This is a genomic window from Carnobacterium sp., assembly GCF_032094055.1.
Lineage (GTDB): Bacteria > Bacillota > Bacilli > Lactobacillales > Carnobacteriaceae > Carnobacterium_A.
The window spans coordinates 1-15,563 of record NZ_DAMDAK010000059.1 but is presented as its reverse complement, the minus strand read 5'-3'; the positions used below and the strand labels follow the sequence as shown (position 1 = coordinate 15,563).

Below are 15,563 nucleotides of genomic sequence, written 5' to 3'. Positions count from 1 at the left end.
GTTCAGTAGTGGGAGTGTATTTTTCTATATGTTTATTAAAGCTAACGAAAGTGGGGCTAAATTTTTCGAAAAAATACTTTTGTCCCAGCTTCTATTTTTTATTTAAGTTATGAGAATCTTGGCCATCATACTTCATTGTATGCCGCATGTACGACTGTATTATGTCTTCCAGAACCTGATTCAATTCTTAATAAGTCGACATCCTTACTCTTTTACTCTCATTAGTCTTAATCCATTCAGAGCTACCAGAAGGGTTGCACCCATATCAGAAAGGATGGCAATCCAAAGTGTTAGCCAGCCTGGAATAACCAATAGCAAGGCGATTATCTTGATCGCAATCGCAAAGGTAATGTTGGCCTTGATAATGTTCAATGCTTTCCGGCTCAACTTTATTGTAAAAGGAAGTTTTTTCAAATCGTCTCCCATAAGAGCCACATCAGCTGTTTCAAGAGCCGTATCCGTACCGGCCCCTCCCATAGCAATACCAACCGTAGAAGCTGCAAGTGCTGGTGCGTCATTGACGCCGTCTCCCACCATTGCAACATTTTTATACTCTGAACGTAATTGCTTGATATAATCTAATTTATCTTCGGGCATGAGTTCGGCTTGAATATCTGATACACCAACTTGGCTTCCAATCGCTTTCGCAGTTCCATGGTTATCACCTGTCAGCATAATTGTTTTCTTGATACCCATTTCATGAAGCTTCTGAATAATTTCGTTGCTCGATTCTCGCACTTCGTCCGCTACAGCAATTACTGCGAGCAATTCTTTCTGAGTTCCTATCAACATGGCGGTTTTTCCTTGGTTTTGGAGCGCTGTGACCTTCTCTTCTAATTTCCAATCAAAAGGAGAGTCCATTAATTCTTGGAACATTTTTGGACTGCCGATATAGTAGGTTACTCCTTGAACGGTTCCTTGGATTCCTTTGCCCGTTAGAGAGGTGAAGTCCTCTACAACGATTTCCGAGTACGGCACATTCTCGTTTTCCGCCTTTTTCATAATAGCAGATGCTAAGGGGTGTTGGGAGCGATACTCTAAGGCGGTAATGACGGAAAGCAATTCCCTTTCACCGGTTTGACCGCTGAAAACTTGGTAATTCGTTACGACCGGAACGCCCTTTGTGAGCGTGCCTGTTTTATCGAAAGCGATAGCCTTTAGGGAACCCATTTCCTCAAGATATATTCCACCTTTAATGAGAACTCCTTTTTTTGCCGCATTCCCTATGGCTGATACAATGGAGATGGGAGTGGAAATAACTAGCGCACAAGGACAACCGACCACCAGGACAGCTAATCCTTGATATACCCACATTTCCCAACTGCCACCCAGTAAGATAGGGGGAACGACTGCGACCAAAAGGGCCACTAGCATGATAATTGGAGTATAGTATTTTGCAAATTTATCCACGAAAGCTTGGGCTGGAGCGCGTTCCCCTTGTGCTTCCTCTACCAGATGAATGATCTTGGAAATGGTTGTATCTTCCACTAATTTAGTGATCTTAACTTCCAACAAGCCTTCTTCATTTAATGTTCCTGCAAAGACTTCGTCTTCAACGGATTTCTCAACCGGAACAGATTCACCAGTAATGGCAGCCTGGTTGACAGCGGAATATCCACTCACAACCACCCCGTCCATTGCAATCTTTTGTCCCGGCTTAACAATCATGATATCGCCTATGGCAATATCTTGAACGTGTACCATCATTTCCTGACCGTTTCGACGAACGAGAGCCTGCTTGGGTGCGATGTCCATTAGCGAGCGGATAGATTGTCTTGCCCGATCCATGGAGAAACGCTCTAGTTCCTCGCTGAGTGCAAAGAGAATCACAACCAGAGCCACTTCTCCCCATTCCCCGATGATTGCCCCACCAATTGTGGCTACAGTCATAAGGGTCTTCATATCGAAATCTAAACGCACCAAGTTTTGTAGGCCGACCTTGAACAAGGATAGGCCACCGATGAACATGGATGCTATAAACAATAGGATAGTGACCACATTTTCTTCTCCATTGACGGAGGAGGAGAGAAACCCAAGGGCAACAAATAATGTGGCATAAAGGATTGTACTGTACTTCTGATAGAAGGGAACTTTCTCATCGCCTGATTGTTCCTCCTGCTCCTCTTGCTTAGGCAGAGAAGACTCTGGCTTCACTTTTAGATTCTCAAAGGCGCCGGCTGTCTCCAATTCTGCAACTGAAGCTGTCCCGTATACTGATATTTTGGAAGCCCCAAAGTTCACTTTCGCGTCCTGTACGCCGGGAAGATCCTTCACATTTCGTTCAAATTTACCCGCGCAATTAGCACAGGAGAATCCTTGTACACGGAAAGAGTTCATTTCCGTTTTTGATTGTTCGTTTAATTGATCAGACATTTAAATTTACCTCTTTCTTATGCATGAGTGCAATCATCATGATTTGTTTGACTGGGTCGCTGTCCAGCGAGTAAAAGGAAAGTTTTCCTTCTTTTCGATATGTGACAATCCCTTGCTTATATAGAGTGCGTAAATGGTGCGAGGCATTAGCCACTGTTACATCCAATATGTTTGCTATATCGCAGACGCACAGTTCATCTTCCAAGCATAAAGCGTAGGCAATTTTAGCCCGATTTTCATCAGAAACGGCTTTCAGCCATTGAGATACACTTCCGATTTTTGCCTCCTCCAGAGCTTCTTGTACATGTTCCACCTTGTCCTCGTCATAACAGAAAATTTCACACGAAGCCTTATTCATACTTTTCACTTCCTTATTCAAATTTAAGATTCACCGTATTATATCCCTTTTCAAGAGTTCATTCAAGTGTATATTTGATTGTTTAATTTCGTATTGTCTCTAGCAGAATTATCAATGAAAAAAATGAAGAACATGATGTGATTTCTGTAAGCAATGGTACGGATGTTATGATAGATGTAACTGATTTTATTGTAATGAAAAAGGCCTTATCTACATTAGTAAAACCCCACAAGGTATCTTTAAAAAGTGAATCAGGATATTTATAAAATATTATTTTTTCAATGAGAGGAAAAAGAAGAGGTTGTTGCTTTAGTTGTATTTGCTATCTCTGTTGTGGTTCTTTGCTATATTAGTTACAGATTAGAAAAAATTTCTTTTGTTTCTGAAACGTTAGAAAAATATGAACGAATTATTGTCCCAGTGGTGTTTATTGGATTAGGAATCTTTATCTTGGTTGAAAATGGAACCATACAAACAGTTCTCAATTTATTAAATTAGCACTATAGTGAATTTCAAATTAAAAAGGCAACGAGATTATTAAAACTCGCTGCCTTTTTTTATTTGAAATAATGAATTGTAAAAGCCTGTTGCTTTAAATTTTTTTATTCTTCTGGTTCTTTGATATGGGTCAAAACTTGCTCAAGGATACTAAAAATATGAAGATCGTCAAGGCTATAAATCATACTTTTACCAGCTCTTTTCGCTTTTACTAATCTTGAAGTCTTTAACGTTTTTAATTGGTGAGAAATTGCAGATTGTTCCATACTCAAAGACTGCGCAATAGTTCCAACACTTAGTTCTTCCTTTTGCAAAAGGAATAAAATCGACAGTCGTGTAGGGTCGCTGATAATTTTAAAGATTTTACTTACCTCTTGTATAGATTTATTTTCTAATGGAGAAGTCAACGATGGTTTCATAGATTTATCTCTCCTTCATATGTGTACTGGTTCATGTTTAGATTATCAAAAGATAGGGATAAAGCAAGTTTTTTATGAAAAGCAGCTTTTTTAGCCTTCTATATTTTATCAAATAAATAAGATAACTATTTTTTTGACAAGTTAGACAGAACGTTATATAATGAATCCGCAGACATATGAACGATTATTCATATGTAATGCGTAAACATTACGATTTAAGAAAATAATTAATATAAAAAAAAATAAAAGTTTTATTAAGAAAGGTGATAGAAAATGAAAGATATTGAAGAGCAAGACACTCACGAAAATGGTAGTCATAATCATGACCATGATCACGGAAAAATGCCCATTGTATTATACTTTATTGGTTTAGCATTGGCACTCATTGCGTTATTTTTAGACGGAGAAACTAGTTTGTTACAAAATAGTTTATTTTCAATTGCTTCAATTAGCGCTGGCTATCATGTCATTATTCTTGAAGGAATTGGTGAAACGATTGAAAACACTAAAAATAAAAAGAAATTTACACCCAACTCGCATATTTTAATGGGAACAGCTGCGCTAGGAGCTTCTCTGATAGGAAATTTTTGGGAAGGAACTTTATTGATACTTATCTTCTCTGGAGCACATTTTCTTGAGGATTACGCTGAAGGAAGAAGTAAAAGAGAAATTACCAAGTTGTTAGAAATGAATCCAACAACTGCTAGGTTGATTATGATTGATGGAAACACAACAATCGTTGATGTGAATGAATTAAAAGTGGGAGATCAACTTCAAGTATTAAACGGTGACCAAGTACCTATTGACGGAACCCTATTATCTGGCTCTACGTCCATTGACGAATCTTCTATTAATGGAGAGAGTATCCCAAAAGAGAAGTCAAAGGGAGACAGTGTTTTTGGGAGTACCATTAATGGTACAGGTACGTTTACAATGGAAGTCACGAAAGAAAATAAAGATACTGTTTTTTCAAAAATTTTACAGCTAGTAAATCAAAATCAAGAGAATCAAACAAAAGCTTCTAGCATTATTCAAAAGTTTGAGCCTAGGTATGTTAAATTTGTTTTAATTGCAATTCCACTCTTTATTTTACTCATGCCTGTACTTCTTGATTGGACATGGTCACAAAGTATCTATAGAGGATTAGTTCTTTTAGTTGCGGCTTCGCCATGTGCTCTAGCAGCAGCTACGGTATCGGTAACATTATCAGCTACATCGAACCTAGCAAAAAGAGGTGTCCTTTCAAAAGGAAGTTCCTATTTGTCTCAGTTAGCTGATATTCAAGCCATTGCCTTTGATAAAACAGGAACCTTAACTAAAGGAAAACCTGAAGTAACGAATGATTACTTTGGTGATTCTGTAGACAAAGAAGAGATTATTGATATCGTAGTGGCTCTTGAAAAAGAATCAAATCACCCATTAGCGAGTGCTATTTTAAAAAAGTATGAACAAAAAAATAAACTAGCTATTGAAGTGGAAAATCAGATTGGACGAGGTTTAACAGGCGATTATAGAGGTAAAGCTTATCGTATTGGTAAACCTACCTCTTTTGACGCTGTATCTGATGAATATTCACAGTTAAATAAAAAATGGGCTTCAGAAGGTAAGACGGTTGTATATGTATCAAAGAATGAGCAAGTAATCGGTCTTATAGCCTTAATGGATGTTCCAAGTGAAAATGCGAAAGCAACGATAGATTATTTTAAGAAACTTGGTATCCATACTACTTTGATCACTGGGGACTCTGAAATGACAGGACAAGCTGTTGGTAAACAATTAGGAGTAGACCAAGTGATTGCAAATGTCATGCCAGAAGATAAATCGCAAATTATCACTGAACAACAAGAAACATATGGCGTGACCGCTATGGTGGGAGATGGCGTAAATGACGCGCCTGCTCTTGTAAAAGCAAATGTTGGAATTGCTATGGGCGATGGTACGGATGTTGCAGTAGATGTCTCTGATCTAGTTTTAATGAAAAGTGATTTATCTAAATTAGTCAAAGCTCATGAGATTTCTTTAAAAATGAATCGTGTTACTTGGCAAAACATTATTTTCTCAATGGCCGTTGTAGCCTTTTTAGTTGTCGTTAGTTTATTAGGATTAACGGATATAGCCATTAGTGTCATCATTCATGAAGGAAGTACCTTAGTCGTAATACTAAATGGTCTACGATTATTAAAAACTAAATAAATACACTAAATTGAATATAAACATTTTTCTAATACTGTTATTTTATATTGAGTACGTAAGGCAACAATCGCATTTTTAATAACATACCCTTCACCTTCCTTTATTTTCGTTACAGGTAATAACGAAAATAAAGGAAGGTGTTACTAACTAATACATGAAATTGTATAAAATCGTGTATCCTGAATCCTATACCTATAAGGTTCTTTTTTTCTAACCGCCTATAATACATGATTTCGTGGTATAATGATTGAAATCATGTATCACTTTTGTGAGAGGAGAGACCATTTCAATGACTTACAACGTCCAACCCTTAAGAACGCAGCAAGAAATCAACGACTTTTTATTCTGTTTACGCCGCAATCAGCATGCCGAACGAGACGTTTTTCTCTTTTTGATCGGTATTAACAGCGGTTTGCGCATGTCAGACATTGTTAAATTAAAGAAAAAAGATATCATAGCTTCAAAAAACCCCCGTATAGTGGAACAAAAGACAGGCAAAACACGCATTTTGTATTTGAGTAGCTTGCAGGACTTGATCCAGGACTACACTAAAGACTTGGAGCCAGAAGATTATTTGTTTCCCAGCAGCAAAGGCGGTTATTTAAAGGTAAATACCGTTTACCAAATGTTTCAAAAGGTAGCTGATTTACTAGGAAGAGACGATATCGGGACGCACACTCTGCGGAAAACCTTTGGTTATCATTATTACAAGAAAACTAAAGATGTAGCTACGTTAATGGAAATTTTTGGACATAGCAGTGAAAATATTACAAAACGGTATATTGGAATTAATGAAGATGAAATTAGCGAAACGCTATTAAACTTTAGACTAGGTTTTTAAGTTAGCAATACACTTCTTAATGCTTAAAAAAAAGACATACCCAATCCTTTTAAGGAAAATGCATAATAATAGACTATTTAAATTGTTTTCTGAAAAATTCTTTGGCATTATGTTCGAGCGTATACTTGTTATATTTACTTTTATATTTAGATTCACAATGGTGACACCTATAGGCGTAAGTACCAAAGAATTTTTTTTTGCAAATCAATTCAAAGTTATCATTTACACATAAAGGGCCAGTTACATCGCGAAATTCTTTTCCACCTCTGTGCATAGAAAAACTATTAGGGTAATCATATTCAATTTCATACATCAAACCTTTATACGTTTCATATGCTTTATAATCGGGAGATGTATTAAATACAAAAGCGATGGGGGATCTATTAAGCTGGTTACTATCCCTATGCTTAACAATTAAATTTCTAATCAATAAAAAAATACTTACTAATAATACAATAGACAAAATAAAGAGTAGTAATTTATATAAGATTATAGGGATCTTAGGTTGTAAATTTTCAATATATTGCATTGCAGAAAAAGAAAGTAATCCAGCTACAATATTTACGGATGTTTTTGATAAAACATTAAATAACCACTTCAACATTTGTTCACCTCACATATTCATTGTTTAAATAAATGACTTAAAAAACCCTTTTTTTTTGTTGGAACTTGTTCTAATTCCAGTAATTTCTTATTGTGATTTTCTATTTTTTCAATGGCAGTTTCTAATTGTCCCGATAACTTTAGGTTGCTTTCAACTAATTGGTTAATTAGCGCTTCATATTGTTTAAGTTTATCATCTTGAATCGGGTGTAGGTCGTCGTTTGTGTCGCCCTCAAGTCGGATATCGGTATCTGATACGCTCGCCACGTCATTTTCTGATAAAGCTTGTTTTATTGATTTTTCTAATGAAAAATCAGGGCGCACTTTCAACGCTATCACCCGCTTTAAAATCGATACATCGACATGAGTATACAATCGACTGTTATTACTATCACGTTCAAAATAAGCCTTGTTACCACTTGATTTTTCAATCAAACTAGAGTATTTACGTAGTGTTGTAACTGCAATTCCCAGCTTTTTTGCAGCGATATTAGGCGATATGTATTCTATAAAATCAGTATTCTTATTCATAAGAGAAACCACCTTAACTGTTGTTATAACAATAGTTTAAAGAAACTCAACTAACGACACAATCATTTATTTATTTGTTCTTGTTTAGCCTTCTCACGCTTATAGATCTCAGCTTGTGTTTCTATTTCTTCGTTATTGACCCAATCATATAATGGAACATGCAACTGTTTTTTTTCTTCAAAAATAAAACTAATTCGTTCAATTTTGTTTCCTTTGTTAGCTTTTTCCTTTTTATATCTTAGACTCTTAAAGAGTGGTTTTAACTCTTTCATACTTTTTTGAAGGATCCTTCTATCTATGTCATACATACGATAACTTTCAGGAATATCTAATAACCGTTTGAATTCTTCAATAGACACTGTATAAAAACCTGTCCCTTTAAACTGTTTTAATTTTCGGTATATTGTTTTTGAATATGAACTATTAATTGTTGTAAATTCCTTTAATTCAAATTTGGTAAACATTTCAAAATCATTTAATAGAAATTCAAATTCTTTGTTAACCCCAATTTTAACGGTTTTTGTATCTGCATTGATATCAAATTTAGTGAAAAGTACAAAGCGTTTTATTCTTGTTTCTGTACGCTCTCCATAAGTAAGGCCAAGCATTTTCGTGTAAGTTTTATCCAAGTCATTCATAAACCGTTTAACAGACGTAGGAGAATAACTACTCAAATCTTTCAATTGTTCAAAACTAAATTCGATTTCTTCGGTATATCTATCTTTTAATTTCGAGCATATAGAAAAAAATAAATCTAGCTCATTAGGATTGAATTTTCGAAAACTCACATCATTTAAACTATTTTCATATTTTACAACTTCATTCAACAAAAATGCCGCCTTTCTATATAGAATTTATTTAATTATAACTACCTAAAGACGACATGTAAATGAAATGTCGTTCCTTAGCAGACAAAGTGTCGTCTATAGACAGACAAAGTGTCGTCTATAAGCAGACAAAGTGTCGTCTATAGACAGACAAAGTGTCGTCTATAGTACAGACAAAGTGTCGTCTTTACTATAGCTGAAACCCTTGTGGGAGTAAGTCAAAAAGCGCCCCTAAAACTCTTTTATCTTTAAAACTCTTTTAAAACTATATTATAACTAATAAATAAAGAACCTCACTTAAGTTATTCTTTAAATAAAAAATCCAAAAACATAAATAAAATGATAGCTTGCTCCGCAAGCCTGAATAAATTTTAAAGTTCAAAACCGTCAGCAACGTTCTGTGTCTCGACTTACGCTCGACTGATCGAACCATTGTATGGATTTAGAAGCTAAAAAACAGCCTTATTTTTAACTTTAGATTAAAAGCTTATAAAAGGTCGTTTAAACAAATAGAACTGTCTCTAAGGCTCTTTTTAGGGCTTTAAATTGATTTTAGTTGTCTATCTCCAATAAATGGCTCATTTCAGTATTTTTAAACCAATAACTTTTTTCAATCTCACAAATACCTACTTGATAAGCAAATAAAACAGGTTTTTTAAGGTTTGCAAAGTCTTCTGGACGGATTAAAGGCGTAGATTGCTGATTGTAAGAATGATTTTTTTTAAGACTCCAGCGATCATTATCTCTAGACATAGATTGAACGATACTGGTTTTCATACCGGCTCTGTCACTAAAGTATTTTTGGCTTTCCGTATCGGTTGCGTTATGAATTAAAGTGTAATGAACGTTATCCATAATAATTTTGCGTGAATCTGATCCATAAACCTTGTCTAATTGGGCTAAAGATTGAAAAAGGATCATTGTTGTGACGCCACGACCGCCCAAAGTAGCGATACTATCCACTAATAAATCCATTTTTCCAATTCTAGAAAATTCATCTAACGCTAAAAGTATTCTAGGTTCTTGGTATTCATTTCGACCGGCTAAGTATTTTACAAATTGAGAAATGACTAGGGCTAAAAAGGCGTTATAGACTTCTAGCTTATTTTCTTCTAGTTCGATATAAACCCAGTTTGTTTCAATATCGGATAACGCTAAACCATTGCTGCCGGTAATGTAGCTTAATTGTTCGTCAATCGCATAAGGGATCATGGTATTACGTAACTCATTCATGACACTAGCCAGTTGTTCCGTTTTGATATTGTCAACGGCGTTGATCAACATTCTGGTTTCTTTTTTTGAACTTTGTTGAAGTTGTTCAACGATTTCAGTTCCTGAAGTATCACATAGCCATTCTGCTACATCAGAAAAGGGCATTGTTTCTTTAAATTCCCAACAAGCACTAGCTAATATATTTTGAGCGGTTGTTTTAAAGTACGTTTCTTTGATAGCGAGTGGAATGGGAATCAATATTTTTGCTAGATCCAAAACATCTGAAATCTTACGGATAAACTGTAAAGGATTGTAGCAATCTTGTTTTGATTTTAAAGAAATAACCTTTTTATTGTTTTTTAAATGGCCGGTTTTCGCTAAAATTTCGGGTTTAACATCTAAAACCAAGCCCGTTCCTTGCCATCGCACAATGGTTGGGATCAAATTACTAGACGTTTTCCCTGTTCGAGTACCTCCAACAATGGCCACATGTCCATCTTGATTGGTTGGACGTTCAACAAAGGAGTGATTTAATTTTCCAAAAACAATACCGGATCCACCATTGATTAAATGGGATTGTTTGAGTTGGTTTTTACTGACAAAATCAGCTTTTCCCAAATCTCCACTAACAGCAACCAATTCCTCTTTTTGCTTAAAATTCATGAAAAGAAAACCAAGACAGATATAAAAAATAAGCATTACGGCTATTCCAACGTTAGCAGCATTTCTACTGTACATTTCAGCTGGTATGGCGAAAAGATAAAGCGAACCAAAAAATAAAATGGCTACTAACAATGAATGAAGCCAAGTATAGGGTATTTTTTGTTTGATCCATTTATTTAATAAATTGTGCAATGGAAATAATCGCATAAGTATAGAATCCTCCTTTTTACCATAGATTAAAGGTATTGAGTAGCCACATAAGCGCTACGACAACGATACCGGTCGGGACACTGGCGTATAAATTCGTTAAAACCGTTCGAAAGGTTAATTTTTGATTGGTTCGCTTAATTTCAGCGTTTAATTTCTCAAAGACTTGGTCCATAGTCGCGGTTATGGTTTGGTTGATCTCGCTTAATTGGGCGTTGTTCTGATTCATTTCTTGCTGGATTTTTGCGATCTCCGTCTTGTTTTTTTCTAACAGGTCGTTCAGGATCGTTTTCAGGTGTTTCAAGGATTCGATTGACTGCTTTTGAGCTGTCTCGTTGAAGTTGGTTTGTGTGGTCTCTAAGTTTTTCAAGCTGCTGTTGAAGTTGTTCAGGACTGTATTCGTTACTTCTTGAATCTCTTGTAAATTGTTCTCCAGATTGGCTTTCTCTAAGCTTTTCTGTTGCAGCGTTGCTCCGCTGTAGTTCCGGATCTCGATCAAGACTTGAGTCAGCTGCTGCAGGTCTTGGCTCGTTGCTTCCTGGTTGTTTGGTTTCGGGATCTCTTGGTTCGGTTGGTTCAGTGTGTCTTTCAAAGCCATTAAAAATCGTCTCCTTTTCATAATCAAGGCCAAGCTTGCTCGCTCGCATCTTTTTATTCTCATTTAAATGGGTATAGGTGATCGTTTTCCCTCTTAATTTAACATCTACCCCGTTTTTAGTTAAAAGCGCTGAAAAGTCCTTAAAATTGCTTGTATGAGCTGTTGCATAATCGACTGCTTCTCTTATTTCGTCTTTCCAGCTGCTCTTTCCTTTTTCCAATAACGATTTTTCTGCGGTCGTATACCGGACTTTAGCCGGTTCTTCTGGAATGGTTAAGCCATTTTCAAGGCAAATTTGATCATTTGCGTCTTTCACTTCTTGAATCGCTTTTTGGCCATGCGCTTGAAATTTCAAGCCAGTATCCAAATTCACGCTATTAATGACTAAATGGTTATGAATATGATCTTTATCGGTATGCGTATAAATAGCCACTTGGTGACCGTCAGCGACTTTTTCAGCTAACTGATAGCCTAGTTTATTGGCTTGTTCCGGCGTAACCTCACCGGGCTTAAACGACTGAATCAAGGTATGTGCTTGGACTTTATCGTCTTTGCCATAAATCATGCGGGTGGCTTTCATTTGGGTTTTAGCGTAATTGACATCACAATTTAAGCCACTTTTGACGGTTGCACGTGGTTCAGCGTAGTTAATGCAGCGGGAACAACTGGTGCTGCGGCCTAATTTAATTGTTGCCATACCTGATTCAACTCCTTTTGTACCTTTTTCAATTCAGCCGTTAGGTTGGCGGCTAAATTCGGATCCAGTTCGGCAGCGTTCGTTGCTCGTGCCATCTGATTGACATTATTCCCAATCGCGCGTAATTGCTTGGCAATCTCAATCGCTCCTGATCGGTCAACTTTTGGCGTTACGAGCTTAGTGCCTTGTGCCTTACTTTTTACAAAAGCCGGCACACTCATTTGTAAACTTTCAGCGGAGCGCTTCAACTTTTCAAATTCGGATTCGCTCACTCGAAAGCTGATTTGTTTCGGCTCTTTTCGCTTCGGTTTAGCCTCCGCAAAAGTGGCCTCAAAAATCTCTCGTTCGCTCACAAGTCCCACCCCCTGTTTTTCTTCTCTACCGTTCAGAAAGAAGCATACCACTAAAACGCTTTCGGCTGTTAGTGGTATGCTTCTTTAAGGGGTTTGGCAAGCTCTATGTTTGCTAGCCACTTCGTGGCGCAAACGACCTTGTTGGGGGACGCGCTGCTCCCCCAATCCCCCTATTAAACCCTGTCAAAACGTAGCCGTTTTGAGCCAAAAAAGAGACTGGAAATGTGTCCATTTCGGTCTCTTTTTTGGCAAGTGCAAGCCTGTTTTTTTCGTCGTTGGCGTCGAAAAAAATGGCCCTTTATGCGCTTGATTTTTCCGGTGTTTACTCCGGGAAAATGAGGCTTATCTAAAAATGAAACCGTAAGAAATCGATTGAGTTATGATAGTATATATGCTATCATATGCTTATGAAGACTAATCCTATATTTGAGTATATTAAACGGCCAGATGGCACAAGTGAGTTTGAAGATTTTTTAGATTCTTTACCTGAAAAAGACGCAGTGAAATTGTTAGCTGTGATCGAGAAAACAGAAAAATATGGGTTGCCTATCGCAGCAAGAAATCAATGGGTCAAAAAACTAGAAACGAATCTTTATGAACTTCGTTCAAAAGTGAGTTCGAATATTCAACGGGTATTTTATTTTCATGTCGTTGATAATCGGTACGTTATTACGCATGGTTTTACGAAAAAGACCGATAAAACGCCCGAGAATGAGAAAAAACGTGTACGAGAGATCCGAAAAAAATTTATGGAGGAATTACCTAATGGAGACAACTAAAGTAAGTAGCTATATTTCTCGTCGGCGTGCAAAAGACAAAAGTTTTGACGAAGCCTTTTTAGGTGAAAGTGAACGATTAGAAGTTGCAGTTGCTTTAAGAAATTTGAGAGAAACCGAAGGATTGACCCAAAGACAATTGGCCGAAAAAGTTGAAAAGCCCCAATCTACGATTGCGCGTATTGAAAATGGAAATATGAATGTGACTTTTAAGACAATGAATGATATTGCAAAGGCATTTGATAAAGTTATTGAAGTTAAATTTGTTTAGCTAATAGAAAAGAGGCTGGGACAAAAGGTCTCTCAAAAAAATACACTTCCAAAACTAATGAACTATTTGTTCAGTAGTGGGAGTGTATTTTTCTATATGTTTATTAAAACTAACGAAAGTGGGACTAAATTTTTCAAAAAAACACTTTTGTCCCAGCCTCTTTATTCGTGTATGAATCTACTTTCCTAAAATGAATACATGAAATTGATTAAAATAGTGTATGTAGATGTAGAATATTATTTTAACAAGGTTATTTTTGGTACCTGAACAACAGCGGAGATACTTAATACAATATGAAGTTGTTTTTGTGAAAAGCACTAATCTAAACTTTTTCAACACATTTATTCGAGTAAAATCAAGTGTGGAAAATAAGACTTATTGACAGGATAGTGAGCAAATAGATATACTTCATTCAAAAGGTCGTTTGAATGAGAGGTGGTTTTATTGAATACAGAAGTATGTACAACTAATTTAATACATAAAGAGAAAGTAGCCATTATCCAAAATAATTTAATTAATAAAGATTTATCAACTTTACTTGTGCTAGGGAAATGTTTTGCAGATTCCTCTAGAATTAAAAATTTTTATGCGCTAGAGACTTATAAGGAGATGTGTGTCTGCGATTTAGCAGCAATATTAGATGCTATCTTAAAAAATATCTCACCATATTTTTTTTAACTTGAACAATAGTTTTCTGCTTACTATTTATTTTATATTTTAAAAGATAAGAAATGTAGGTGTATGAAGCAGATAGTTTGTTAAAGATCACTTATTATTAAAAAAGGGGAGTTTTAAATGATTCAAACGATTTTTTCAGCACTTGCTGTATATGTGTCTACTAGCATTGACTATCTTTTTATTTTGATGATTATTTTTTCTCAAGCCCATACGAAAAAAGATTTTTACCACATCTATTGGGGTCAATATCTAGGTACCGGAATTTTGGTGGTGGTGAGCTTGTTCATTGCCTACGTGCTAAATTATATTCCTCAGGATTGGGTAATCGGTCTATTGGGTCTTATACCTATTTACCTGGGTATTCGATTGGCTATTAAAGGGGAAGAGGAAGAAGATGAAGGAGAAGTAATTGAAAAAGTGAGTTCCGGAAAATCTAACCGCTTATTTTGGTCCGTGGCACTCATAACAATTGCGTCCGGTGGGGATAACTTGGGTATTTATATTCCTTATTTCACTTCGCTCTCTATTTCTGAAATTATAACAGTCCTGGTGATTTTTGCCATATCCATCTCTGTTATATGCTACATCAGTTACAAGTTAGCAAAGATTTCTTTTGTTGCAGACACGTTAGATAAATATAAGCGGATTATTGTACCCGTAGTATTCGTTGGTTTAGGTATTTTTATTATGTTGGAAAATGGTACGTTTGAGGCATTCCTTAATACTTTCAATTAAAGTTAGGCTTTCCATAAAGATCAACATTTAAATGCAGTAGTTATAGGCGAATATCAGCCTGTACTCAAATATCAGCTTGATTAAAAGAGGAGTTTAATTATCTGTTAGTTGAACTACTAGATAATTACTAATTAAGATCATAAAGAGGTGGATTTTTTGTATTGGATTACTTTGATAACAATAGGTATTGACCAACTAGTGAAATACCTAATAAGAAACTTTATGGACTATGGTCAAACAATTCCTATTGTTGATAATTTTTTTTATTTAACTTCTCATCGAAACATAGGAGCTGCCTGGGGGATTTTTTCAGGACAAAAGTTTTTTCTTATTTCTATTGCACTCATAGTCATTGTTTCGATTATTCTCTATTCCAGAAAAGTTACAGATCAACTAACACGTATAGCGCTTGGTTTTTTTATGGGAGGAGCAGCTGGTAATGTTTTAGATAGAATAATATTTGGAGAAGTAACAGATATGTTCGATATCCAATTTATAAATTATCCGATTTTCAATTTGGCAGATGTATTCCTAGTGGTCGGGGTTATTTTATTACTTGTAAGTACTTATTTAGAAGATAAAACACAAAAATCTAATCTAAATGAGCAATCATAAAAAATAGAGGCTGGGACAAAAGGTCTCTCAAAAAAATACACTCCCACTACTGGACTATTCGTTCAGTAGTGGGAGTGTATTTTTCTATATGTTTATTAAAGCTAACGAAAGTGGG

15 protein-coding genes and 2 pseudogenes are annotated in these 15,563 nt (G+C 35.9%); 8 read left to right on the top strand and 9 right to left on the bottom strand.

Going from position 1 to position 15,563, the window contains the following annotated elements; all coding sequences use genetic code 11:
* Nucleotides 1-204: 204 nt before the first annotated feature.
* A complete protein-coding gene (locus RT405_RS09390; protein ID WP_313469272.1) occupies nucleotides 205-2,373 on the bottom strand; it encodes a heavy metal translocating P-type ATPase in 2,169 nt (722 codons plus the stop codon).
* Entirely contained in the window at nucleotides 2,366-2,731 is a 366-nt protein-coding gene (locus RT405_RS09385) for a metalloregulator ArsR/SmtB family transcription factor (protein WP_313469270.1), read from the bottom strand. Before RT405_RS09385 ends, RT405_RS09390 begins: the two co-directional genes overlap by 8 nt.
* Nucleotides 2,732-3,025: 294 nt before the next feature.
* On the opposite strand from RT405_RS09385, the pseudogene RT405_RS09380 reads away from it, so the two are divergent.
* A pseudogene (locus tag RT405_RS09380) lies at nucleotides 3,026-3,229 on the top strand (cadmium resistance transporter); the annotation flags it as partial.
* 104 nt (nucleotides 3,230-3,333) lie between these two features.
* On the opposite strand, the gene RT405_RS09375 reads toward RT405_RS09380, so the two are convergent.
* Complete coding sequence (locus tag RT405_RS09375) at nucleotides 3,334-3,648, bottom strand: metalloregulator ArsR/SmtB family transcription factor (protein ID WP_313469268.1); 315 nt, start codon at nucleotides 3,646-3,648, stop codon at nucleotides 3,334-3,336.
* Nucleotides 3,649-3,921: 273 nt separating this feature from the next.
* Between RT405_RS09375 and RT405_RS09370 the strand changes: the two genes are divergently transcribed.
* Nucleotides 3,922-5,841, top strand: coding sequence for a heavy metal translocating P-type ATPase (locus RT405_RS09370; protein WP_313469266.1), 1,920 nt, complete (start codon nucleotides 3,922-3,924; stop codon nucleotides 5,839-5,841).
* A 289-nt stretch (nucleotides 5,842-6,130) separates the two neighbouring features.
* The gene (locus tag RT405_RS09365) at nucleotides 6,131-6,682 is read left to right on the top strand and encodes a tyrosine-type recombinase/integrase (protein WP_313469264.1); all 552 of its coding nucleotides are present in this window, start codon (nucleotides 6,131-6,133) and stop codon (nucleotides 6,680-6,682) included.
* Nucleotides 6,683-6,755: 73 nt separating this feature from the next.
* On the opposite strand, the gene RT405_RS09360 is transcribed toward RT405_RS09365, so the two are convergent.
* From RT405_RS09360 to RT405_RS09335, 6 genes are all read right to left on the bottom strand, one after another.
* Nucleotides 6,756-7,286, bottom strand: a complete 531-nt coding sequence (locus tag RT405_RS09360; protein WP_313469262.1) for a hypothetical protein — start codon at nucleotides 7,284-7,286, stop codon at nucleotides 6,756-6,758.
* Nucleotides 7,287-7,303: 17 nt separating this feature from the next.
* Entirely contained in the window at nucleotides 7,304-7,816 is a 513-nt protein-coding gene (locus tag RT405_RS09355) for a hypothetical protein (RefSeq protein WP_313469260.1), read from the bottom strand.
* Between the two features lie 62 nt (nucleotides 7,817-7,878).
* On the bottom strand, nucleotides 7,879-8,643 hold the full coding sequence (locus RT405_RS09350) for a replication initiation protein (RefSeq protein ID WP_313469258.1): 765 nt from the start codon (nucleotides 8,641-8,643) through the stop codon (nucleotides 7,879-7,881).
* A 552-nt stretch (nucleotides 8,644-9,195) separates the two neighbouring features.
* Nucleotides 9,196-10,725, bottom strand: coding sequence for a type IV secretory system conjugative DNA transfer family protein (locus tag RT405_RS09345; protein ID WP_313469256.1), 1,530 nt, complete (start codon nucleotides 10,723-10,725; stop codon nucleotides 9,196-9,198).
* 158 nt (nucleotides 10,726-10,883) lie between these two features.
* Nucleotides 10,884-12,020 (bottom strand): relaxase/mobilization nuclease domain-containing protein, encoded by a 1,137-nt coding sequence (locus tag RT405_RS09340; protein ID WP_313469254.1) that lies wholly within the window; start codon nucleotides 12,018-12,020, stop codon nucleotides 10,884-10,886.
* The gene (locus RT405_RS09335; protein ID WP_313469252.1) at nucleotides 12,002-12,373 is read right to left on the bottom strand and encodes a MobC family plasmid mobilization relaxosome protein; all 372 of its coding nucleotides are present in this window, start codon (nucleotides 12,371-12,373) and stop codon (nucleotides 12,002-12,004) included. Before RT405_RS09335 ends, RT405_RS09340 begins: the two co-directional genes overlap by 19 nt.
* Before the next feature lie 407 nt (nucleotides 12,374-12,780).
* Between RT405_RS09335 and RT405_RS09330 the strand changes: the two genes are divergently transcribed.
* From RT405_RS09330 to lspA, 5 genes and pseudogenes are all read left to right on the top strand, one after another.
* Nucleotides 12,781-13,152 carry a type II toxin-antitoxin system RelE/ParE family toxin gene (locus RT405_RS09330; protein WP_313469250.1) on the top strand — a complete coding sequence of 124 codons (372 nt, stop codon included), beginning with the start codon at nucleotides 12,781-12,783 and terminating at the stop codon, nucleotides 13,150-13,152.
* Nucleotides 13,139-13,420, top strand: a complete 282-nt coding sequence (locus RT405_RS09325; protein WP_313469248.1) for a helix-turn-helix transcriptional regulator — start codon at nucleotides 13,139-13,141, stop codon at nucleotides 13,418-13,420. Before RT405_RS09330 ends, RT405_RS09325 begins: the two co-directional genes overlap by 14 nt.
* 444 nt (nucleotides 13,421-13,864) lie before the next feature.
* Nucleotides 13,865-14,083 (top strand): annotated as a pseudogene (locus tag RT405_RS09320) (transcriptional regulator); the annotation flags it as partial.
* Nucleotides 14,084-14,215: 132 nt separating this feature from the next.
* Entirely contained in the window at nucleotides 14,216-14,833 is a 618-nt protein-coding gene (locus RT405_RS09315; RefSeq protein WP_313469247.1) for a CadD family cadmium resistance transporter, read from the top strand.
* 156 nt (nucleotides 14,834-14,989) lie between these two features.
* Nucleotides 14,990-15,448: a signal peptidase II gene (lspA, locus tag RT405_RS09310; protein ID WP_313469245.1), complete on the top strand. Its 459-nt coding sequence runs from the start codon at nucleotides 14,990-14,992 to the stop codon at nucleotides 15,446-15,448.
* The last annotated feature ends 115 nt before the right edge of the window (nucleotides 15,449-15,563 follow it).

What these genes read in the sequence shown, in the direction of transcription:
- RT405_RS09330 (WP_313469250.1), top strand. Translation starts at nt 12,781, where the DNA reads ATGAAGACTAATCCTATATTTGAGTATATTAAACGGCCAGATGGCACA.
- RT405_RS09325 (WP_313469248.1), top strand. Translation starts at nt 13,139, where the DNA reads ATGGAGACAACTAAAGTAAGTAGCTATATTTCTCGTCGGCGTGCAAAA.
- RT405_RS09340 (WP_313469254.1), bottom strand. Translation starts at nt 12,020, where the DNA reads ATGGCAACAATTAAATTAGGCCGCAGCACCAGTTGTTCCCGCTGCATT.
- RT405_RS09365 (WP_313469264.1), top strand. Translation starts at nt 6,131, where the DNA reads ATGACTTACAACGTCCAACCCTTAAGAACGCAGCAAGAAATCAACGAC.
- RT405_RS09390 (WP_313469272.1), bottom strand. Translation starts at nt 2,373, where the DNA reads ATGTCTGATCAATTAAACGAACAATCAAAAACGGAAATGAACTCTTTC.
- RT405_RS09360 (WP_313469262.1), bottom strand. Translation starts at nt 7,286, where the DNA reads ATGTTGAAGTGGTTATTTAATGTTTTATCAAAAACATCCGTAAATATT.
- RT405_RS09345 (WP_313469256.1), bottom strand. Translation starts at nt 10,725, where the DNA reads ATGCGATTATTTCCATTGCACAATTTATTAAATAAATGGATCAAACAA.
- RT405_RS09375 (WP_313469268.1), bottom strand. Translation starts at nt 3,648, where the DNA reads ATGAAACCATCGTTGACTTCTCCATTAGAAAATAAATCTATACAAGAG.
- RT405_RS09385 (WP_313469270.1), bottom strand. Translation starts at nt 2,731, where the DNA reads ATGAATAAGGCTTCGTGTGAAATTTTCTGTTATGACGAGGACAAGGTG.
- RT405_RS09370 (WP_313469266.1), top strand. Translation starts at nt 3,922, where the DNA reads ATGAAAGATATTGAAGAGCAAGACACTCACGAAAATGGTAGTCATAAT.
- RT405_RS09355 (WP_313469260.1), bottom strand. Translation starts at nt 7,816, where the DNA reads ATGAATAAGAATACTGATTTTATAGAATACATATCGCCTAATATCGCT.
- RT405_RS09315 (WP_313469247.1), top strand. Translation starts at nt 14,216, where the DNA reads ATGATTCAAACGATTTTTTCAGCACTTGCTGTATATGTGTCTACTAGC.